10 protein-coding genes are annotated in these 21,201 nt (G+C 76.9%); 5 read left to right on the plus strand and 5 right to left on the minus strand.

The genetic code is table 11. The annotated features are described in order from the left end of the window. Positions 1 to 3,728, plus strand: a 3,728-nt coding sequence (locus tag C892_RS29725) for an SDR family NAD(P)-dependent oxidoreductase (RefSeq protein ID WP_017559789.1), incomplete at its 5' end; no start/stop codon positions are given. Between the two features lie 42 nt (positions 3,729 to 3,770). Next, positions 3,771 to 11,657: a type I polyketide synthase gene (locus tag C892_RS0127195; protein WP_017559790.1), complete on the plus strand. Its 7,887-nt coding sequence runs from the start codon at positions 3,771 to 3,773 to the stop codon at positions 11,655 to 11,657. Positions 11,658 to 11,992: 335 nt separating this feature from the next. On the opposite strand, the gene C892_RS0127200 is transcribed toward C892_RS0127195, so the two are convergent. Next, positions 11,993 to 12,712 carry a glutamine amidotransferase gene (locus C892_RS0127200; protein WP_017559791.1) on the minus strand — a complete coding sequence of 240 codons (720 nt, stop codon included), beginning with the start codon at positions 12,710 to 12,712 and terminating at the stop codon, positions 11,993 to 11,995. A 173-nt stretch (positions 12,713 to 12,885) separates the two neighbouring features. On the opposite strand from C892_RS0127200, the gene argG reads away from it, so the two are divergent. Continuing rightward, positions 12,886 to 14,337 carry an argininosuccinate synthase gene (gene argG, locus C892_RS0127205; RefSeq protein ID WP_017559792.1) on the plus strand — a complete coding sequence of 484 codons (1,452 nt, stop codon included), beginning with the start codon at positions 12,886 to 12,888 and terminating at the stop codon, positions 14,335 to 14,337. A gap of 195 nt (positions 14,338 to 14,532) precedes the next feature. On the opposite strand, the gene C892_RS29730 is transcribed toward argG, so the two are convergent. Further along, entirely contained in the window at positions 14,533 to 15,534 is a 1,002-nt protein-coding gene (locus tag C892_RS29730) for a hypothetical protein (protein WP_152513484.1), read from the minus strand. Positions 15,535 to 16,014: 480 nt separating this feature from the next. On the opposite strand from C892_RS29730, the gene C892_RS0127215 reads away from it, so the two are divergent. Then, positions 16,015 to 17,481: a DHA2 family efflux MFS transporter permease subunit gene (locus C892_RS0127215; RefSeq protein WP_017559794.1), complete on the plus strand. Its 1,467-nt coding sequence runs from the start codon at positions 16,015 to 16,017 to the stop codon at positions 17,479 to 17,481. Here C892_RS0127215 and C892_RS0127220 read toward each other — a convergent pair. The 3 genes from C892_RS0127220 to C892_RS0127230 all read right to left on the minus strand — a co-directional run bounded on the left by C892_RS0127220 (position 17,478) and on the right by C892_RS0127230 (position 20,570). Next, the gene (locus tag C892_RS0127220) at positions 17,478 to 19,619 is read right to left on the minus strand and encodes a HelD family protein (RefSeq protein WP_017559795.1); all 2,142 of its coding nucleotides are present in this window, start codon (positions 19,617 to 19,619) and stop codon (positions 17,478 to 17,480) included. The two genes, C892_RS0127215 and C892_RS0127220, sit on opposite strands and share 4 nt — an antisense overlap. 160 nt (positions 19,620 to 19,779) lie before the next feature. Continuing rightward, the gene (locus C892_RS0127225) at positions 19,780 to 20,040 is read right to left on the minus strand and encodes a hypothetical protein (RefSeq protein WP_017539445.1); all 261 of its coding nucleotides are present in this window, start codon (positions 20,038 to 20,040) and stop codon (positions 19,780 to 19,782) included. Positions 20,041 to 20,201: 161 nt separating this feature from the next. Then, the gene (locus tag C892_RS0127230; protein WP_017559796.1) at positions 20,202 to 20,570 is read right to left on the minus strand and encodes a hypothetical protein; all 369 of its coding nucleotides are present in this window, start codon (positions 20,568 to 20,570) and stop codon (positions 20,202 to 20,204) included. A 92-nt stretch (positions 20,571 to 20,662) separates the two neighbouring features. Between C892_RS0127230 and C892_RS0127235 the strand changes: the two genes are divergently transcribed. Beyond that, positions 20,663 to 21,067: a MerR family transcriptional regulator gene (locus C892_RS0127235; RefSeq protein WP_017539447.1), complete on the plus strand. Its 405-nt coding sequence runs from the start codon at positions 20,663 to 20,665 to the stop codon at positions 21,065 to 21,067. The last annotated feature ends 134 nt before the right edge of the window (positions 21,068 to 21,201 follow it).

Raw genomic sequence — 21,201 nt, forward strand, 5'->3', positions numbered from 1 at the left:
CCTGGCCGTTCGTGGTCTCGGCGGCCGACCGGCAGGCGCTGCGCGAGCAGGCGTCGAGGCTCGCCGACCACGTCCGCGGCGATGCGGGCCTGCGCCCGGTGGACGTGGCCTACTCCCTCGCCACGACCCGTGCCGCGCTGTCCGAGCGCGCCGTGGTCCTGGCCGACGACCGGGCCGGGCTCCTGGACGGGCTCGCCAAGGTGGCCCGGGGCGAGGACCCGCTGGAGGGCGCCGCCGTGGACGGGGGCGCCGAGGGCGTCGGCGGTGCCGGCGGTGCCGGCGACGGTGACGGGGGCGTCCCCGAGGACACCGGTGCCGAGCGGCAGCCCAGGCGTTCCGTCTCGCCCGCCGGCCACGGGTCCGGGGGCTGCCCGCCGCGCCACGACCCCGACGGGCCGGTGTTCCTCTTCCCCGGGCAGGGCACCCAGTGGGAGGGCATGGCCGCCGGCATGCTCCGCGACTCGGCCGCCTTCCGCCGGGCCGCCCACGACTGCGCCGAGGCCCTGCGCCCGCACGTGGACTTCGACCCGATGGCCGTCCTGCGCGGCGATCCCGGGGCGGCGCCGCTCTCCCGGGTCGACGTCGTCCAGCCCGCGCTGTGGGCGGTGATGGTCGCCCTCGCCGAGGCCTGGCGCGCCGACGGGATCGCCCCCTCGGCCGTCGTCGGCCACTCCCAGGGCGAGATCGCGGCCGCCTGCGCCGCCGGGGCCCTGTCCCTGGAGGACGGCGCCGCCGTGGCCGCGCTGCGCAGCGCCGCCCTGGTGGAGCTGGCCGGCACCGGCACCATGGCGGCCCTCGCCCTGCCCGAGGACCGGGTGCGGGAGCTGGGCGCGCCCGTGCACGTGGCCGCGCTCAACGGCCCCGGCTCCACCGTCGTGTCCGGAACGGTGGAGGCCGTGGAGGCCCTGCTAGCCGAGTGCGACCGGACCGGGGTGGACGCGCGCCGGGTCGACGTGGACTACGCCTCGCACTCGCCGCTGGTCGAACCGGTGCGCGCCCGGGTCGAGGAGGCCCTGGCGCGGATCGCGCCGCGCACCCCCGAGGTGCCCTTCCACTCCACCCTGCTGGGCCGCCCCCTGGAGGGGGAGCGGCTCGACGCCGCCTACTGGTACCGCAACCTGCGCAGCACGGTCCGGTTCGCCCCGGTGGTGCGCGCCCTGGCCGAGTCCGGCCGCGGCCTGTTCATCGAGGTCGCCCCCCACCCGGCGGTGACGCCCGCGGTGTGGGCGACCCTGGAGGACGCCGGCCTCCCGGGCGCCGCCGTGGGCACACTGCGCAGGGGGGAGGGGGGCGGCGACCGCTTCACCGCGGCGGTGGGCGAGGCGCTGGTCCGCGGCGCCGCCGCCGATCCCCGCCGGGCCGCCGGGGGCGGCAGGCTGCTCGCCGCGGCCGCCGCGGCCTTCACCCGCGGCGCCCGCATCGACTGGTCCGGCTTCTTCGCCGGCGGCACCGACGGCACCGACGGCACCGGCGGGAACGGCGGCACCGGCGGCACCGGACCGCGCACGGTGCCCCTGCCCACCTACCCCTTCCAGCGGCGGCGGCACTGGCTGGGGCCCGCCCCCGCGCCGACGGGCCCCGCCTTGGCGGCCGACCCCGAGGAGGGGGCGTTCTGGGAGGCCGTCGACCGGGAGGACGCCCACCGGATCGCCGAGGTGATCGGCGTGGACGGGGACGAGCCGCTCAAGGCGGTGCTGCCCGCGCTCGCCGACTGGCGGCGGCGCCGCGGCGCCGACCGGGAGCAGGACGCGCTGCGCTACAAGGAGGAGTGGGTGCGGATCCCCGCGCCCGAGCGCGTCGCCCTGGAGGGCACCTGGCTGCTAGTGGCCGAGCCGGGCGGCGCCGGGGAGGCCACGGCCCGCGCCTGCGCCCGCCGGATGGAGGCGCACGGCGCGCGGACCGTGCATATCGGGGTCGGGCCCGGCGGCGGGCGCCGGGAGCTGCGCCGCGCCCTCGCCGACGTCCCCGGCCCGGTCGCCGGGGTGGTGTCCGTGCAGGCCCCGGGGGCGGGGGCGGGGACCAACGGTGCGCCCGCGGTGCCGCCCGGGCCCGCCGCCACCGCCGCGCTGCTGCAGGCCCTGGGCGAGGCGGGCGTGTCCGCGCCGCTGTGGTGCCTCACCTCCGGCGCGGTGGCGGCCGCGCCCGGCGACCGGATCGCCGACCCGTGGGACGCGGCCGTGTGGGGGCTGGGGCGGGTCGCCGCCCAGGAGCACCCCGACCGCTGGGGCGGACTGGTCGACCTGCCGCCCGCCCCGGGCGAGCGCGACCTGGGGGCGCTGTGCGCGGCGCTGGCCCGCACGGACGGGGAGGACCAGCTCGCGGTCCGCCCGCAGGGCCTGCTGGCCCGGCGGCTGGTGCGCGCGCCCCTGGCGGGGGCGGCCCCGGCACGGCGGTGGCGGCCGTCGGGGACGGTGCTGGTCACCGGGGGCACCGGGGCGCTGGGGGCGCAGACCGCGCGGTGGCTCGCCTCCGGCGACGACCCCCCGCACCTGCTGCTGGTGGGGCGGCGCGGACCGGAGGCGCCCGGCGCCGCCGCCCTCGCCGAGGAGCTGCGCGCCCTCGGCGCGCGGACCACGCTGGCCGCCTGCGACGTGGCCGACCGGGAGGCGCTGGCCCGGGTGCTGGACGGTGTCCCCGGCGACCGTCCGCTGACCGCCGTCGTGCACACCGCCGCCGCGCTCGACGACGCCCCGGTCGACGCACTCACCCCCGAGCGCATGGAGGGGGCCCTGCGCGCCAAGGCGGTCGGCGCCCTCAACCTGCACGAGCTCACCCACGGGGCCGGCCTGGAGGCGTTCGTGCTGTTCTCCTCGGCGGCGGCGCTGGTCGGCGTCGCCGGGCAGGCCAACTACGCGCCCGGCAACGCGGTGCTCGACGCCCTCGCCCACCACCGGCGCGGGATGGGGCTGGAGGCGGTCTCGGTGGCCTGGGGGACCTGGGCCGACCAGGGCATGGCGGCCGACGGCAGCGGGGAGCGGCTGGTCCGCCACGGGCTGCCCGGCATCGGCGCCCGCACCGCCGCGGCGGCGCTGCGGCGGGCGGTGGAGCACCGGGACACGGCGGTGGCGGTGGCGCGCATCGACTGGTCGCGCTTCCCGGCCGCCTTCACCGCGGTGCGGTCCTCCACCCTGCTCGACCGGATCCCCGAGGCCGCCCGCACCCCCGACGGGGGCGGCGGCGCGGACGGGGGCGGCGGCGCGGACACGGAAGGCGCCGCGGGGCTGCGCGCACGCCTGGAGGGGGAGGGGCGCGCCGAGCGCCGCCGCCTGCTGCTGGGCGCGGTGCGGGCCGAGGCGGCGTCGGTCCTGGGGTACCGCGCGCCCGGAGGCGTCGCCGAGGACCGCAGCTTCAAGGACCAGGGGGCCGACTCGGTCACCGCCCTGGAGCTGCGCAACCGGCTGGCGGCGGCGGTGGAGGAGCCCCTGCCCGCCTCGGTCGTCTTCGACCACCCGACGCCGGCGGCGCTCGCCGCCCACCTGGAGGGGCTGCTGCCGGGGGCCGCTCCGGAGCGGGAGGGGCCCGCACCGGAGGCCTCCGGGAGGGAAGGAGACGAGGAGAGGCTGGAGCGGGCGCTGGCGGTGCTGGAGGAGGTGCTGCCGGGCCTGCAGGAGGGGGCGTCCGCGCGGACCGGGGCCGAGGGGCGGCTGGAGGCGCTGCTCACCGGACTGACCTCGGCCACCCGCGACGAGCTGTTCGCCCTCATCGACGAGGAACTCGGCGGCGCCTGACCGGCGCCGTATCCCCCCGATATCCCCGAACGGAGACACCGCATGGCCGACGATGCGAAACTCCTCGACTACCTCAAGCGCGCCACCGCCGACCTGCGCCGCACCCGCGGGCGCCTGCGCGAGCTGGAGGAGGCGCGCCGCGAACCGATCGCGGTCGTGGCGATGGCCTGCCGCTACCCGGGCGGCGCGGACACCCCCGAGGGGCTGTGGTCCCTGGTGCGGGACGGCACCGACGCCGTCGCCCCCTTCCCCGGGGACCGGGGCTGGGGGGAGGTGCGCGGCTACGCGGACACCGGGGGCTTCCTGGAGGGGGCGTACGGGTTCGACGCGGGGTTCTTCGGGATCAGCCCGCGCGAGGCGGCGGCGATGGACCCGCAGCAGCGGCTGCTGCTGGAGACGGCGTGGGAGGCGGTGGAGCGGGCCGGGGTGGACCCGGTGTCGCTGCGCGGCACCCGCACCGGCGTCTTCGCGGGGGTGAGCCACCTGGACTACCGGGAGCGCGCGGCCGGCGCCGAGGAGGAGGCCGAGGGGCACCTGCTGACCGGGACCGTCGGCAGCGTGGTCGCCGGCCGGGTGGCCTACGCCCTGGGCCTGGAGGGGCCCACCATGACGGTCGACACGGCCTGCTCGTCGTCGCTGGTGGCGGTGCACCTGGCGGTGCGGGCGCTGCGCGGCGGCGAGTGCGACGGCGCGCTGGCGGGCGGCGTCACCGTGATGAACGGGCCGTCGCTGTTCGAGGAGTTCTCGCGGCAGGGCGCGCTGTCGCCGGACGGGCGCTGCCGGGCCTTCGCGGCGTCGGCGGGCGGCACGGGCTTCGCCGAGGGCGTCGGCCTGGTCATGCTGGAGCGGTTGTCGGATGCGGTGCGGCGGGGTCGCCGGGTGTTGGCGGTGGTGCGGGGTTCGGCGGTGAACTCGGACGGGGCGTCGAACGGGTTGACGGCGCCGAGCGGTCCGGCTCAGGAGCGGGTGATCGGTGCGGCGTTGGCGGATGCGGGGTTGTCGCCGCAGGACGTGGACGTGGTCGAGGCGCATGGGACGGGGACCCGGTTGGGGGATCCGATCGAGGCGCACGCCCTGGCCTCGGCCTACGGGCGCGGGCGCGATCCCGAGCGGGCGCTGCGCATCGGGTCGGTCAAGTCCAACATCGGGCACACCCAGGCGGCGGCGGGCGCCGCGGGGATCATCAAGACGGTGATGGCGCTCCGGCACCAGGAGCTGCCCGCGTCCCTGCACATCGACGCGCCGAGCCCGCACGTGCAGTGGGACGGCACGGTGCGCGCGGTGGCGGCGAACGAGCCGTGGCCCCAGGAGCCGGGGCGGGAGCGCAGGGCCGGGGTGTCGTCGTTCGGGGTGAGCGGCACCAACGCCCACGTGATCCTGGAGGAGGCCCCCGTCCCCGAAGAGGCCGCCGACGAGGAGGCCCCCGGACCGGCGGCCGGCCACCGGGACGAGAGCACCGCGCCGGAGGAGGGCGGGCGGGAACGGCCGCGGGCGGATACCGGCCCCCCGTCCACGGCGCTCCCCTTCGCGCCCCGGCCGGGCAGGCCGCTGCCGTGGGTGCTGTCGGCCCGTACCCCCGAGGCGCTGGCCGAGCAGGCCCGCCGGCTCGACGCCCGGCTCGACCGGCCCGGGGCAGGGGAGGGCCCCGCGGCCGTCGGACGGGCCCTGGCGTGCGCGCGTACCGCCTTCGAGCACCGCGCCGCCGTCGTGGCCCGCGACACCGGAGGCCTCCGCGCCGGGCTGCGGGCGCTCGCCGAAGGGCGCACCGCCTCGGGCACCGCCTCCGACACGGTGCCCGAGGGGGTGCGCCTGGTCCCCGGCGGGCGCGCCTCCGCGGCGGGGACCACCGCCTTCGTCTTCCCCGGCCAGGGGCAGCAGTGGGAGGGCATGGCGCGGGACCTGCTGCGCGATTCCCCCGTGTTCGCCCGCAGGATGGGTGCGTGCGCCGAAGCGCTCCGCCCGCACGTGGACTTCGAGCCCCTGGCCGTCCTGCGCGGGGACCCGGGGGCGCCCGCGCTCGACCGCGACGACGTCGTCCAGCCGGTGCTGTGGTGCATGATGGTCTCCCTCGCGGCCCTGTGGGAGTCGTGCGGGGTGCGCCCCGAGGCGATCATCGGCCACTCGCAGGGGGAGATCGCCGCCGCCTGCGCCGCCGGCGCGCTGTCCCTGGAGGACGCCGCGCGGATCATCGCCGTCCGGGGCCGCGCACTGCTGGCGCTGGCGGGGCGCGGCGCCGCCGCCTCGGTCGGGCTCCCGGTCGGGCGGATCGAGGAGTGGATCGCCGCGCAGGGTGCCGAGCTGGCCCCCGCGGCCATCAACGGGCCCGAGTCCGTGGTGGTCAGCGGCGCCCGCGGGGACCTGGAGCGGCTGGAGGCCTGGTGCGCGGGCCAGGGGGTGCACAGCAAGCGGCTCGCGGTCTTCTTCGCGGCGCACGGGCCCGCGGTGGAGGAGGTGCGCGCGGAGTTCCTGGCGGGCATCGGCGCCGTGGCCCCGCGCACCGCCCGGGTGCCGCTGCTGTCCTCGGTGACGGCGGGGCCGGTCGACGGCGCGGAGCTGGACGCCGAGTACTGGTACCGGAACCTGCGGCACCCGGTGCTGTTCGCCCCGGCGGTCGCCCGCGCGGCCGAGGCGGGGGCGGGCCTGTTCGTCGAGGTGTCGGCGCACCCGGTGGCGCGGGTCGGGCTGGCGCAGACCCTGGACGGCGCCGGAACCGCGGTGGGGACCCTGGCGCGCGGGGACGGGGGCGCCGACCGGTTCCTGGTGTCGCTGGCCGAGGCGCACCGCGGCGGTGCGCGCCCGGACTGGGACGGGCTCTTCCCCGAGGCGCGCGGCCCCCATCCCGAGCTGCCCACCTACCCCTTCCAGAGGAAGGAGTACCGCCTGCGGCCTGCGCGGCCCCGGGGCGACCTGGCGGCGGCGGGACTGGACGAGGGGGGCCACGCCATGCTCGGCGCGGCGGTCGAGAGCCCGGAGGGGGACCGGACGGTCCTGACGGGGCGGCTCGGCCTGGCCGACCAGCCGTGGCTGGCCGAGCACGGCACCGGAGGCCGGCCGCTGCTGGCCGGAACGGGCCTGCTCGACCTCGCCCTGCACACGGCGGCCGCCGTGGGGGCGCCGGTGGTGGAGAGCCTGGAACTGCTGGCGCCGCTGTGGATCCCCGCGACGGGCGACGTGCGCCTGCACGCCGAGGCCGTGCCCGGCCCGGAGCCGGGGACATGGCGCCTGAGGCTCCATTCGCGGGAGGCCGACGGCGAGTGGCGCCTGCACGCCGAGGGCACCGCGGCGGAGGGGCCCGCCGGTGCCGCCGGGGAAGGCGAAGCCGACGCTGACGGCGCTGACGGCACTGACAGCATTGACGGCACTGACGGTGTCCGCACCGGGGACCCCGTTCCCTCCGAAGCCGGGAGCACGGATCCAGCGGAGCGCACCGGGCCCGGCTCCGTCTCGGGCCGGGGCCGTGAGGCGCCCGGCTCGGCAGGCGTGCCGAAGCAGCACGCGCCGAGTGCAGGCGTCGGGCGGGAGAGCGCCGGTGGGGCGCCGCTCGGTGCTCCCGGGGCTGCGCCGGGACCCACCGGACATCCGGGTCTCCCCGGAGGGCCTGAACGAGGGACGGAACCCGTCCCCGGAAGCGAACCGGTGTCGGGGCCCGGTCCGGGGGGAGCGCCTCCTGGCGCGCCCGCATCCTCAGGAGGCCGTGTTGTGAGCGGCCCTGCTTCCGACGGCCCTGCGAGGGCGGAACCCTCCTCTGCCGCGCACCCTGCCCGGCCCGTCCATGCCCGGCCCCTCCACCACCCCGACCTGCCCGCGCAGTGGCCCCCGCCCGGGGCCGAGGAGATCCCGCTGGAACCCTCCTACGCGCGCATGGCCGAGCTCGGGTACCACTACGGGCCCGCGTTCCGGGGGCTCCGGCGCGCCTGGGTGCGCGGCGAGGGGGCCGGCTCCGACGTCTACGGCGAGGTCCGGCTTCCCGACAGTCTGGAAGAGGACGGCTACGGCCTCCACCCGGCCCTGCTCGACACCTGCCTGCACGCCATGATCGCCGCACTGCCCGAGGTGCGCGGCGCCGTCGGCGACGTGCGGGACCGGCCCGCCGGGCGGGTGCGGATGGCCTTCTCCTGGGAGGGCGTCCGCCTGCACGCCGTGGGCGCCCGCGCCCTGCGGGTACGGATCACCGAGACCGCGCCCGGGGTCCACCGCGTCACCGCCGTCGACCCCGCGGGCGCGCCGGTCCTGACCGCCGACGCCCTCACCATGCGCGAGGCGGCCGGAGCCTCGGCCGCCGAAGCCGCCGGCGCCGCGGCCTACCGGATCGACTGGCGCCCCCTCCCCGAGCAGGACGCCGTCCCCCGCCAGGGCGCCGCCGACTGGGCCTTCCTCGGCGGCCTGCCCGCCCCCGCCGGCGCCGGCGCCCACGCCGACCTGGCCGCGCTCGCCGCGCACCTGGACGCCGGCGCCCCCGCCCCGGACGTGGTGGCCGTACCGGTGCCCGCCGCCGGCGGCATCCCCCGGCCTCGCGGCGGCTCCCCCTGCGCAGACCCGGGCGCCGACGCCCGCGGCGCGGTCCGGCGCACGCTCCGCCTCCTGCAGGAGTGGCTGGCCGACGACCGCTTCGCCGCCGGCCGCCTGGCCCTGGTCACCCGCGGGGCGGTGGCCACCCGCCCCGGGGAGCACGTGCCCGACCTGCCCGGCGCCGCGGTGTGGGGGCTGCTGCGCACGGCCCAGACCGAGCACCCCGGCCGGTTCCTGCTGGTCGACACCGACCCCGCCGCGCCCGGCGGCGCCGACCCGGCGCCCGCGCTCGCCGCCGGCGAGCCCCAGGCCGCGGTGCGCGACGGCCGCGTGCTGGTGCCGCGGCTGGCCCCGCCGGAGCCCCGGCCGCCCGCCGACCCCGCCGACCGCGCCTGGCGCCTGGTCCCCGACGGCAGCGGCCGCACCGCCGGGCTGGAGCGCCGCCCCCACCCGGGGGCCGAGGGCCCGCTCGGGGACGACCAGGTGCGCATCGAGGTGCGCGCCGCCGGGCTGAACTTCCGCGACCTGCTGCTGGCCCTGGGCTACTTCGGCGCGGGGGAGCCGATCGGGTTCGAGGCGGCCGGCGTGGTCACCGGGGTCGGCCCCGGCGTGACGGACCTGGCGCCCGGCGACCGGGTGATGGGCCTGGTGGTGGGCGCGGTCGGCCCGGTGGGCACCGCGCACCGGCGCATGCTGGCCCGCATCCCCGACGACTGGACCCTGGCGCAGGCCGCCACCAGTCCGGGGGTGTTCCTGACCGCCTACCACGCGCTGGCGGACACGGCCGCCGTGCGCCCCGGCGAGCGGGTGCTGGTGCACGCGGGCACCGGCGGCGTCGGCATGGCGGCCGTCCGGCTCGCCCGCCACCTGGGGGCCGAGGTCTTCGCCACCGCCGCCGGGCACAAGCGGCACCTGCTGCGCGCGGCGGGGCTGCCCGAGGAGCGGATCGCCGACACCCGCACCCCGGACTTCGCCGACCGGTTCCTGGAGGCCACCGGCGGGCGCGGCATGGACACGGTGCTCAACTGCCTGACCGGCCCGATGCTGGAGGCCTCGCTGCGGCTGCTGCCGCGCGGCGGCCGCTTCGTCGAACTGGGCCGGACCGACCTGCGCGACCCCGCCCGGGTGGCGGCCGAGCACCCCGGTGTGCGCTACCACGGCCTTGAGCTGCCCAAGGTGGCGCCCGAGCGCATCGGAGCCATGCTCGCCGACCTGCTGTCCCTGTTCGGGCGGGGGCGGCTGCGCCCGCTTCCGGCCGCCTGCATGCCGGTGGGCGAGATCGACGCCGGCCTGCGCCGCCTGCAGCTGGGGCTGAACACCGGCAAGATCGGGCTCACCGTGCCGCGGCCGCTCGACCCCGGCGGAACCGTCCTGGTCACCGGGGGGACCGGCGCCCTGGGCGGGCTCGTCGCCGAGCACCTGGTCAAAGAGCACGGCGTGCGCCGCCTGCTGCTGCTGAGCCGGAGCGGGCCCGGCGCCCCCAACGCCCGGCGCCTGGTGGAGGACCTGCGCGCCCTGGGGGCCGAGGCCAGGGTCGAGGCGTGCGACGCGGCCGACCGGGACGCGCTGAGGCGGGTGCTGGACTCGGTGCCCGGGGAGCATCCGCTCACCGGCGTCTTCCACGCGGCCGCCGTCGTGGACGACGCCACCGTGGAGGCCGAGACCCCCGAGCGGTCCGCGCGCGTGTTCGCGGCCAAGGCCGAGGCCGCCTGGGCGCTGCACGAGCTCACCCTCGGCACCGATCTGGCGGCGTTCGTTCTCTTCTCCTCGGCGGCCGGGGTCCTCGGCAGCGCAGGGCAGGGCTCCTACGCCGCCGCCAACGCCTTCCTCGACGGGCTGGCCGCGCACCGGGCCGCGCTCGGGCTGCCCGCGGTGTGCCTGGCCTGGGGGCTGTGGGACGTGGAGAGCGGGCCCGCGGGCCGCCTGGGCCGCGCCGACCGGGCGCGCATGGTGCGCGCGGGACTGGTGCCGATGCCCGCCGAGGCCGGGACGGGCCTGCTCGACACGGGCCTGGCGGGGGAGCGGACCCACCTGGTGCCGATGCTGTTCGACCCCTCGGGGCCGCGCGCGCACGCCCGCCGCACCGGCGCGCTCGCCCCGGTGCTGGGCGACCTGGCGGCGCCGGCGCGGACGCGCCGGCGCACGCTGCGCGCGGCCGCGCGGGAGGGCGTCCGGCCCCGGCGGGACCCGGCCGCTCTCGCCCGCCTCCCCGAGGACGAGCGGCGCGACGCACTGCTGGAGGCGGTGCGCGGGCACGCCGCCGAGGTCCTCGGGCACGGCGACGCCGCGGCGGTGTCCGCCGACGCCGAGTTCCTGGAGTCGGGGTTCGACTCGCTGACCGCGGTCGAGCTGCGCAACCGGCTCGCCTCCGAGCTGGGGCGCCGGCTCCCGGCCGGGCTGGCCTTCGCCCACCCGACGCCGGAGCGGCTGGCCGCCCACCTGGCGCAGGTGCTGGCGGCGGCCGCCCCGCAGGCTCAGGGGGAGGCGTTCGAGGGCGGCCCCGAGGCCTCCGCGGACCGGGCGGGGCGGCCGCCGCGCGAGGGGGAGGGGGCGCCCTCCCGTGACGGGCACGGCCTGGTGGACCTGATGCTCCGGGCCTGCCGGACGGGGCGGGCCGGGGACGGGCTGCGGATGCTGGAGGCCGCGGCGGCCCTGCGCCCGGTGTTCGAGTCGGCCCTGGACGCCGGGGACGTGCCCCCGCCCAAGCGCCTCGCGGAGGCCGGCGGCTCCTCCGCGGCCCCGGTGCTGGTGTGCGTGCCGTCCCTGCTGATGAACTCGGGGCCGCACGAGTACGCGCGGTTCGCGGCGGCCCTGGAGGGGCGGGCCGAGGTGCTGGGGCTGACGCACCCGGGCTTCTCCCCGGGCGAGCGGCTGCCGGCGGCGGTGGACGCCCTGACCGAGCTGCACGCGCGCAACGTCCGCGCGGCGGTGGACGGGCGCAGGTTCGCGCTGGTGGGCAGGTCGTCGGGGGCGTGGGCGGCGCACGCGCTGGCCGGGCAGCTGGAGAGCACCGGCGTGCCGCCGGAGGGCCTGGTGCTGCTGGACCCGCCGATGCCGGACGACGAGCGGCTGCACGAGGTGGCGGGCCGGGTGCTGCTGGAGCGCGAGGAGGAGATGCGTCTGGGCGACGACGCCCGGGCGACCGCCAGCGGCGGCCACCTTGCGCTGTTCCGGGGCTGGGAGCCGGGGCCGGTGGCGGCGCCGGCCCTGGTGCTGCGGCCCGAGGCGGGCGCCCCCGGCGCGGAGGGCAGGGCCCACCGGTTCACCTGGGACCCCCCGCACGAGGAGGCGGTGACCGGCGGCGACCACCTGACCATGCTGGAGGCCGGCGCCCCGGAGACGGCGGCGGCGGTGCTCCGGTGGCTGGCAGAGCGCACGGCCGGAGAGCCGCCGCACCGCCCGTGCGAGGCGGTCCGCTGACGTGGGGGAGGCACGGCCCGTGGCGCCGGTGGCGGACGTGTGCTTCCGCCACCGGGGCCAGGTCGGGGACGCCCGTGGGGCCCTGGACCCCGAACGGCGGGCCGCCGCTGCCCCGAGGATGCGTGGGCGGGGTCCGGGCGGAAGGGGAACGGGACCGTTCGCGGCCGGTGGCGCGGCGTCGGTCCCGGCCGCCTGCGAGGCCCGCATGCGTGCGCGTCGGCCGCGCCGAACCGGGCGGACGGAAGCGACATCCCTCCGGCGGCACGGCCACGGGGTCCGGCGCAGGCGGTACCCCTCAGGGAGGTGCGGGGATCCCCGGTCGGCGCCGTGGGGCCTCAGGCGCGCGGGGCGAGGCCGTCGAGCCAGGCCTCGAAGACCGCCTGGGCGGCCTGGGCCAGGTTCGGGCCGTAGGCCGCGGCGTCGGCGCGGATCGCGCGGGGGTCGAGGCCCGCGGCGGCCAGCTCGTTCGCGTGGCCGATCAGCCACTGCTCGATGCGTGTGTGATCGGCCTCCAGGTGGAACTGCAGCCCGAGGACGTTCTCGCCCAGGGAGAAGGCCTGGTTCGGGAAGCCGGGCGTCTCGGCCAGGCGCTCCGCGCCTACGGGGATCTCGAACTGGTCCCCGTGCCAGTGCAGGACGGGGGAGCCGCCGAGGTGCTTGAGGGGCGAGGCGTCCCCGGCGGGCGTCGGCGAGAGCGGGGCGTAGCCGATCTCCTTGCGGCCCGTCGCGGTGACGCCGGCGCCCAGGGCACGCGCGATGAGCTGGGCGCCCAGGCACACACCGAGCGTCGGGGCACCGGTCTCCAGGCGTCGGGAGACGGCGTCCAGCTCCTGGGAGAGGAAGGGGTAGGCGTCGGTCTCGTAGGCCCCGATCGGTCCGCCGAGCACGACCAGCAGGTCGGCGCCGAGCAGCGCGTCCGGGTCGAGGCCGTCCGCGCCCGCGTCGAGGTGGGAGACGCGGTAGCCCCGGCGCTCCAGCAGCGGGGCGAGGATGCCCAGGTCCTCGAAGGCCAGGTGGCGCACGGCCAGCGCGGTGGGCGGTTCAGGGGTGCTCATCGGGATGGGGTTCCTCGTCGGCGCGGTGGGGCGGTCGTCTCCGGTGCCGGGGGCGGAACAAGGATAGTGGCGCCCGGTCCCCGGCGCCGCCTCGGGCGTGGACCGCCGGCGGGTCGGGGCGGGATCGCTCCAAACGCTTTGCATGAGCATTCATAATGATGCATACTTTTCCCATGTCCAAGGTTCTCACCGCCCTGCCCACCGGCGAGCGCGTCGGTATCGCCTTCTCCGGGGGGCTCGACACCTCCGTCGCGGTCGCGTGGATGCGCGACAAGGGCGCCGTCCCGTGCACCTACACCGCCGACATCGGCCAGTACGACGAACCCGACATCGCGTCGGTGCCCGGCCGCGCCGGGGAGTACGGAGCGGAGGTCGCGCGCCTGGTCGACTGCCGCGCGGCCCTGGTCGAGGAGGGCCTGGCCGCCCTCACGTGCGGTGCGTTCCACATCCGCTCGGGCGGGCGCGCCTACTTCAACACCACCCCCCTCGGCCGCGCCGTCACCGGCACCCTGCTCGTCCGGGCGATGCTCGAGGACGACGTGCAGATCTGGGGCGACGGCTCGACCTTCAAGGGCAACGACATCGAGCGGTTCTACCGCTACGGCCTGCTCGCCAACCCGCACCTGCGCATCTACAAGCCGTGGCTGGACGCCGACTTCGTCTCCGAGCTCGGCGGCCGCAAGGAGATGTCGGAGTGGCTCCTGGCCCACGGCCTGCCCTACCGGGACAGCACCGAGAAGGCCTACTCCACCGACGCCAACATCTGGGGCGCCACCCACGAGGCCAAGACCCTGGAGTACCTGGACACCGGGGTGGAGACCGTCGACCCGATCATGGGCGTGCGGTTCTGGGACCCCGAGGTCGAGATCCTGCCCGAGGACGTGACGATCGGCTTCGCCCAGGGGCGCCCGGTGTCGATCAACGGCAAGGAGTACACCGACCCGGTCGCCCTGGTGGTGGAGGCCAACGCCATCGGCGGCCGCCACGGCCTGGGCATGTCCGACCAGATCGAGAACCGGGTGATCGAGGCCAAGAGCCGCGGCGTCTACGAGGCCCCGGGCATGGCGCTGCTGCACGCCGCCTACGAGCGGCTGGTCAACGCCATCCACAACGAGGACACCCTGGCGCAGTACCACAACGAGGGCCGGCGCCTGGGCCGCCTGATGTACGAGGGCCGCTGGCTGGACCCGCAGGCGCTGATGATCCGCGAGTCGCTGCAGCGCTGGGTGGGCACGGCGGTCACCGGCGAGGTGACGCTGCGGCTGCGGCGCGGCGAGGACTACTCGGTCATGGACACCACCGGACCGGCGTTCAGCTACCACCCGGACAAGCTGTCCATGGAGCGCACCGAGGACGCGGCCTTCGGCCCGGTGGACCGGATCGGCCAGCTCACCATGCGCAACCTCGACATCGCCGACTCCCGCACCCGGCTGGAGCAGTACTCCGAGCTGGGCATCGTCGGCAACACGCACCGGTCGGTCATCGGGGCCGCCCAGGCCGCCTCGACCGGGCTGATCGGCGCCATGCCGCAGGGCGGTGCGGAGGTCATCGCCTCCCGCGGGGACGTCGAGGAGGACGACTACCAGATGCTCGACCACGCCGCCCTGGAAGGCGGCACCGACTGACGCCGGTGGGACGCCTGCGACACGGGCGGCGGAGGCCCCTTGCGAGGCGGGTCCTCCGCCGCCCGTCGACGGTCGGGACAGGAGACCGCCGGGGGAGGGGGCCTGAGGGGCGTGTCCCGCACGGCCGGCCCGGACCGGGGTCCGGGCCGGCCGCAGGCGCTCGCCGGTGCCCGTCGGTGCCCGGCCGCCGAGTGCTCAGTGGGCGACCGCCACGCCCTCCATCGTGCCCATGGGGCCGACCGTGACGTCGGTGACCGTCGTTCCGGGCGTGATGGGGAGCATCGCGTAGTACTCGCCGGTGGCCCCGCCGGCCAGTCGCGTGGAGCCCAGGTTGATCCCGGCGGTGGAACTGCAGAAGCAGTACGGGTCCGACCGGTCGTCGGGCGGGTGGACGCGCAGCGGGTGGGAGGTGCGGTCGCCGTCCGGGGCGCTCAGCGACACCGCGTGCGTGGCGTGGTATCGGAACGCCATCCACTGCTCGGAGTACATGTCCAGGTTGACGCTCACCGTGCCGTCGTTCGGGTTGTGCAGTTCGTAGGTGAGCAGCGCCGTGCTCGGCGTGACGGCCCGCAGCCCGGTGAGCGCGACGTCGACCTCGGGGGCGCCGTCCTCGACGGGGACGTCGACGAACGGCAGGGCGATGTGCGTGACGACGGTCAGCGCGTCGACGTCCTCAGGAGGCGCCTCCAGAACGGCGTGGCCCTCCCACGTCTCGCCCTCGGAGTTGAGGTAGGAGCCGTCGCTGGAGCTGCACAGGCACGCGCCCTCGTCGGCGTAGAAGGGCCTGTGGAGGGTGCGCCCTTCGGGGTCCAGCCATGCGACGCCGGAGAAGCGGTCCCAGGGGTAGTCCTCGTTCTCGCCGAACCCCTCTGCGAGGTGGGAGGCGAAATGGAGCTTGTTCCCGTCCTCGTTGGTGAGGGACATCCGGGCGACCATGTGGTCGCCGTCGACCCGGTGCAGGCTCACCTCCGCGCGCCCGCCGGGCAGCTCCCAGGAGTTGGTCGGCCGGGAGGTGATCGGCTCGACGGCCGAGGCGCCCTCTCCGCCCCCGCCGGCGGTGGCGCCGCCCTCTCCGCCTTCACCGCTCTTTCCGCTCTGGCCGTCCGTCCCGAACAGGCCGCACCCGGCCAGAAGGAGGAGCAGGGCGGCGCTTGCCGAAACGAGTCGCGGCAGAGTCCGTCCGGTCCGTCTTCCCACGGCATCCTCCGTGTTCACAGCTCTTTCCCGTGGCAGCCGGATCACACGGGGCGGCGGCCGGATCCGCCGCCGGCACCGGGTCCGTGACCGCAGGGGGCGTCAATGGCCGCATGGGCCGCTGGACCCGGCTCTGGCGCGGAAGCCTAACAGGGCGCCCGCCTCCGGAACCGGGGCGGCGGGGACCCATCCGCGCGCCCCCCTGAAGCCTGCCCGGCGCTCCGCAGACCGCCCGGCCGGACCCTCTCCCGGCCGCGGTGAAGCCCGGGAGCACGCCACACGCCCGCCTCGTCCTTCCGCGCGGACCCGGCCGAGCGGTGCGGCGGGCGCCGGGAACGACGGCCCCCGTCGACTGAACACCGTTACCTCGAATAATGAACCGAGAGGTTCAATTTTTTTCGTTCGTTCGTTGTGGGGGTGGTCGGCACGGCGTATCTTGAACCGCATGGTTCAATTTTTTGTATCGATCGTAACGAGGTGTGCATGACGGGCCTCAGAGGCGACCGCCTGGACGCCGCGCTGCTGCGGCTGATCGGTGCGACCCTGCTGGGCGGGATCATGGGGATCCTCGACAGCACCATGGTCACCGTCGCGGCCGACACGCTCTCCGGGGAGTTCGGCAGCCCCCTCAGCGTGATCAGCTGGGCCTCGACCGGCTACCTGCTCGCCCTCACCGTGACCATCCCCGTCACCGGCTGGGCCGTCGGCCGGTACGGCGTGAAGCGACTGTGGCTGTTCGGCCTCGTGCTGTTCCTCGCGGCCTCGCTCGCCTCGGCGCTGGCCTGGAGCGTGGTGAGCCTGATCGCCTTCCGCGTGCTCCAGGGCGCCGGCGCCGGCATCCTCGACCCGCTGGTGCTGGTGATCCTGGCCCGGGCCGCCGGCCCGGGCCGCGCGGGGCGGGTCATGGGCATGATGGGCGTGGTCCTGTCGCTGGGCCCGGTGCTCGGCCCGGTGCTGGGCGGGCTGCTGCTCGACTCCATGGGCTGGCGCTCGATGTTCTTCATCAACATCCCCATCGGGATCGTCGCCTTCCTCCTGGCGGTCCGGGTGATCCCGGGCGACCGGCCCGAGGAGCGCGGAGCGCGGCTCCCCTTGGACATCACCGGGTTCCTGCTGATGGCGCCCGGCTTCGCCGCCACCGTTCTGGCCCTCACCCAGGCGGGCGAGCACGCCGAGTTCGCCGTGCCGGCGGTCCTCGTCCCGCTCGCCCTGGGGATCGCCCTGCTCGCCGGGTACGTGGTGCACGCGCTGCGGATCCGGCGCACCGAGCCGCTGATCGACATGCGCCTGTTCGCGAGCCGGAGCTTCGCCGCCGGCGTGACCGTCCAGGGACTGGTGGGCCTGGGCACCTACGCCGGGCTCTTCGCGCTCCCGCTCTACTACCAGGTCGTCCACGGCCACGGCGCCGGGGCGGCCGGGCTGCTGGTGGCGCCGCTGGGGCTGGGATCGGCGCTGGCCATGCCGGTCGCCGGGCGGCTCAGCGACCGGCTGGGCGCCCGCAGCCTGGTCCAGGGCGGCGCCGCGCTGGCCGCGGCCGCCGCCGCGGGCCTCACCTTCATCGGAGCCGAGAGCGCCGTGGCGTGGTCGGCCCTGGCCGCGTTCGCCATCGGCCTGGGGCTGGGGACGGTCGGCGCGCCGACCATGGGGTCGCTGTACCGGACGCTGCCGCAGGACAAGGTGGCCCAGGGCAGCTCCGTCCTCTACAACCTCAACCAGCTCGGCGGGGCGCTGGGGGTGGCCTGCGCCGCCCTGATCCTCGCGGCCGCGGGGACCGGGACCGCCGCCGGGCCCACCGAGGCGGTCGGCGGCTTCCAGAACGCCTCCTGGTTCCTCGTCGCCGTCGGCGTCGCCATCCTGGCCGCCAGCCCGCTCCTGCCGGGCCGTGCCCATGAGATCGCCGCGGCGCGCCGGGAGCCGGTCACGGAGGCGGGTGGGGAGGGCCGTCTCTAGAGTCGGCCCGAGTCCTCTCGCTGCGCGGTGGAGAAAGGGGCGGGCAGAGGCGAGGTGTGCACGACGTGGAGGCCGCTGACGGCGCGGGTCAGGGCCACGTACAGCCTTTGGAGTCCGCGCTGCTCGGCGTCGGCGATGGCGGCCGGTTCCACGACGACGACCGTGTCGAACTCCAGGCCCTTGGCCAGGGAGGCCGGTACGCACACCAGCCTGGCCGTCTCCAGCACGTCGCCGCCGTCGGCGTCCAGGGCACCGGCTTCCAGCCCCTCGGCCTGCAGGCGCTCATGGATGCGGGACACCTGGGCGTCGGCGGCGATGACGCCCACCGACCCTTCCCCCTTCAGGGCGTTCCGGCACGTCTGGGCGACCTCGTCGGCCAGCGTGTCCGGTTCGGCCCGGCACACCCGCAGGGCGTCAGGAGCGCCGGCGCGCACGCCGATGGGCCTGTTCAGGCCCGGAGCGATGTGGGGCAGGGCCTGTGCGGCGAAGTCGATGATCTGTGCCGGGACCCGGAAGCCGCGGTCCAGCACCGCCAGGTGGGCGTCCGGCACGCCCAGGTGCTCCAGGAGCTGCGGCCACTCCGCGACGGCCGAGGGCGCGGTGGCCTGGGCGATGTCGCCCAGCACGGTCATCGAGGACCGGGTGCAGCGGCGGGCGATGGCCCGGCACTGCATGGGGCTCAGGTCCTGGGCCTCGTCGACGACGATGTGGCCCAGCACCGACGGGCGCTCGATGAGGGCCGCGGCCTCGTCGATCAGCGCCAGGTCGGCGGCGCTCCACCGCGCCGACTTGGGACCGCGGGGCCGGCGCGGCATCAGCACCGCCTCCTGCTCCTCGGCGGAGAGAATCCCCTCGGCGGCGCGGGCGAGCAGCGCGGGGTCGGTCAGCAGGTCGAGCACCAGCCGCACCGGTTCGGCCTTGGGCCACATGGCGCGCACCGCCGCCGTGACGGCGCGGTTGCGGCGCAGCTCGCTCAGGGTGCCCGCGTCGCAGGACTCCCCGGCGTCCTCGATGAGCCGCATCACCTCGTGGGCCAGGCGCTGGGAGAGCAGGCCCGGCCCCGACCCGTAGGCGATCCCGCGGCCGCGCAGCTCGTCCAGGACGGCGGCCAGGTCCTCGGGGTACAGGCGCCACTTCCGCGAACCGCGCGAGACGACGAGCGTGTCGTCCAGAGGCGCCGGCCGCGCCCACAGGCCGCGGCGGATCACCTCGGCCATGCGGGCATCGCCCTTGATCCGCGCGGCCTCGGGGGAGTCCTCACCGCGGACGGCGACGTGCCCGGTGAGCTCTTCCACCGTGGTCTGGCGCACCCCGACCTCACCGAGCGCCGGCAGGACCCGGCGGATGTAGGACAGGAACGAGCGGTTGGGCCCCAGGACGGCCACCCCGCCCTCGCTGCGCAGCCGCTCCCGGTCGTTGTAGAGCAGGAAGGCGATCCGGTGCAGGCCGACGGCGGTCTTGCCGGTGCCCGGGGCGCCCTGCACGCACAGCGCCGGGCGCAGAGGCGCGCGGACCAGCTCGTCCTGCTCGGGCTGGATGGTGGCGACGATGTCGCGCATGGGGCCGGTGCGCGGCCGCTCGATCTCGGCGGCCAGGATCGCGCCCCCGTCGCCGCCCTCCGGCGCGTCCCCGTGCTCGGGGTCGAGCACCTCGTCCTCGAACGCGGTGAGGTCCCCGGTGTCGGAGAACCCGTAGCGGCGGCGCAGCACCGCCCCCATCGGGTCGGCGGCCGAGGCCCGGTAGAAGGGCGCCGAGACCGGGGCGCGCCAGTCGAGCACGATCGGCGACCCCTGGGCGTCGTGGACGTGGCGGCGGCCGATGTAGACCCGGTCGGCGCCGGCGGCGCGGGTGTGCGAGGGCGCCTCATCGGCTGCGGGCTCGAAGACCGACCCGGGCGGGTGGTCCAGGCGTCCGAAGAACAGCGGGGCGTCGGGGAGGTCGGCGAGCGCATTGGCGCGGCGGTCGCGGTCGGCGGCCAGGATGCGGTTGGTGAAGGTGTAGTCGGCGTCCTCGGAGGAGTCCTGGACGGTCTCGGTGGTCAGGACGTCGGCGTGCATGTCCCGCAGCGCGGAGCGGGCATGGTCGAGGAAGGCGCGCTCGGCCGTCAGCTCGTGCGGGTCAGGGGCGTTCTCGGACATGAGGAGGGCAGCCTCGTGGGTCTCGGCGTGGTTCTCGGGGGGCGGGGGTCGGGGAGGCTGTGCGGCGGACGCGGGTCCCGCCCCGGACGAGGGCCCGGTTCGGTGCGATCCTCAGCGCAGGTCGAATCGCCGCCGGGGGCAGTCCTGCCCCGTGTCCTTCCTACCGCCCCGGCGCGGTCTGCTGCCATGCGCGGGTGCCCGCCGGGGCGGGAAGCGCCTCGGTGAGCCAGACCCAGCGGCCGTCGTTCTCGGTGAAGCGGCGCTGGAGGCGCTTCACCCGGTCCAGCGGGACCTCGTGGACGGTGCGCCAGGTTCCGGCGATGCGGTCGTCGAAGTACAGGGTGTTCGCATCGGTGCGGACGAGCTGCGCGCGCTGGGTGCGCTCGAAGCCGTCGGTGGTCTGGACCCGGTAGGTGGCCATGGAAGTCCTCCGTCGCGCGGTCGGGGTGGAACTGCCACCGGGCGGGGCGGTGCCGCGTCCGGGGAACGGGGAAGGGACGCGGCACCGCGGCCGTCCGGATCACCGCCGACTCTACCTTTACGTAAGGGAAGGGTTGACCGCGGTGCGGTTTCGCGGGGCGCTCAGCGGGGCAGGATCGACAGCCCCTCCTGCCCGTCGTCCTCCCCGCCGCGGCCGGCCGCAGCCGACCGGTACCGGCCGGGAACCGGCTTCTGCTGATTCGCCCGGGCCAGCATCTCGGCGTCGCACTCCGCGCACAGCGGGATGTAGTGCAGGCCCACGATGGACAGCTGCGTCCCGCGGGAGAACTGGGTGAGGGCCTGACCGCGCATATGGATGTCCCGGCCGCCGCAGGAGGCGCAGGTGTAGGGCGTGTCGCGGGGCCACCGGGCGCCGCACCGGTCGCAGGAGATCGCGATCCCCTCGGCGGTGCGCTCGCCGGTCAGCTCCTCCTCTTCGCCGCAGGCCGGGCAGGTCATCTGGCGGGGCATGGCACACTCCCTCGGATACGCATCGGCCCGGGAGGCGGCCGACGACGACTCGACCCTAACGTTAGGGTAGATTTGGCGAGGAGGTGCTCCGCATGGGCGCCGAGCACATGCAGATCGGCGAGGTCGCCGCGCGGACCGGCCTGTCCCTGCGCACGATCCGCTACTACGGCGAGGTCGGCCTGGCGCGGCCCTCGGCCCGGTCGCAGGGCGGGTTCCGCCTCTACACCGAGGACGACGTCCAGCGCCTGCTGCTCATCAAGCGGATGAAGCCGCTGGACTTCTCCCTTGAGGAGATCGGGGAGCTGGTCGAAGCGCTCGACCGCCTGTCCGCGGGGGTGGAGGAGGACCGGGAGCGGTGCGCGCTGCTGGAGCGGATCCAGGGCTACCGCTCCGCGGCCGAGGCGCGCAGCGCCGAGCTGCGGGCGCAGCTGGAGGCCTGCGAGGACTTCGCCGCCCGGCTCGGCGCCGTTCACGCCGAGCACCACGAGAGCGCGTAGCGCGTAGAGCACAGCGCATGGCGTGAACGACGGACCGTGACGGGAAGAGGCGGACGTGGCGCAGGCGGCGACGAGCAGTACGGACAAGACCGCTCAGGAGGTTCTGGCCGAGGCGGGTCGGCGGCGCACGTTCG

It is taken from the genome of Nocardiopsis baichengensis YIM 90130, assembly GCF_000341205.1.
GTDB classification, from domain to species: Bacteria; Actinomycetota; Actinomycetes; order Streptosporangiales; family Streptosporangiaceae; genus Nocardiopsis_A; species Nocardiopsis_A halophila.

What these genes read in the sequence shown, in the direction of transcription:
- C892_RS0127225 (WP_017539445.1), bottom strand. Translation starts at nt 20,040, where the DNA reads ATGGCCACCTACCGGGTCCAGACCACCGACGGCTTCGAGCGCACCCAG.
- argG (WP_017559792.1), top strand. Translation starts at nt 12,886, where the DNA reads ATGTCCAAGGTTCTCACCGCCCTGCCCACCGGCGAGCGCGTCGGTATC.
- C892_RS0127220 (WP_017559795.1), bottom strand. Translation starts at nt 19,619, where the DNA reads ATGTCCGAGAACGCCCCTGACCCGCACGAGCTGACGGCCGAGCGCGCC.
- C892_RS0127215 (WP_017559794.1), top strand. Translation starts at nt 16,015, where the DNA reads ATGACGGGCCTCAGAGGCGACCGCCTGGACGCCGCGCTGCTGCGGCTG.
- C892_RS0127200 (WP_017559791.1), bottom strand. Translation starts at nt 12,712, where the DNA reads ATGAGCACCCCTGAACCGCCCACCGCGCTGGCCGTGCGCCACCTGGCC.
- C892_RS0127235 (WP_017539447.1), top strand. Translation starts at nt 20,663, where the DNA reads ATGGGCGCCGAGCACATGCAGATCGGCGAGGTCGCCGCGCGGACCGGC.
- C892_RS0127195 (WP_017559790.1), top strand. Translation starts at nt 3,771, where the DNA reads ATGGCCGACGATGCGAAACTCCTCGACTACCTCAAGCGCGCCACCGCC.
- C892_RS0127230 (WP_017559796.1), bottom strand. Translation starts at nt 20,570, where the DNA reads ATGCCCCGCCAGATGACCTGCCCGGCCTGCGGCGAAGAGGAGGAGCTG.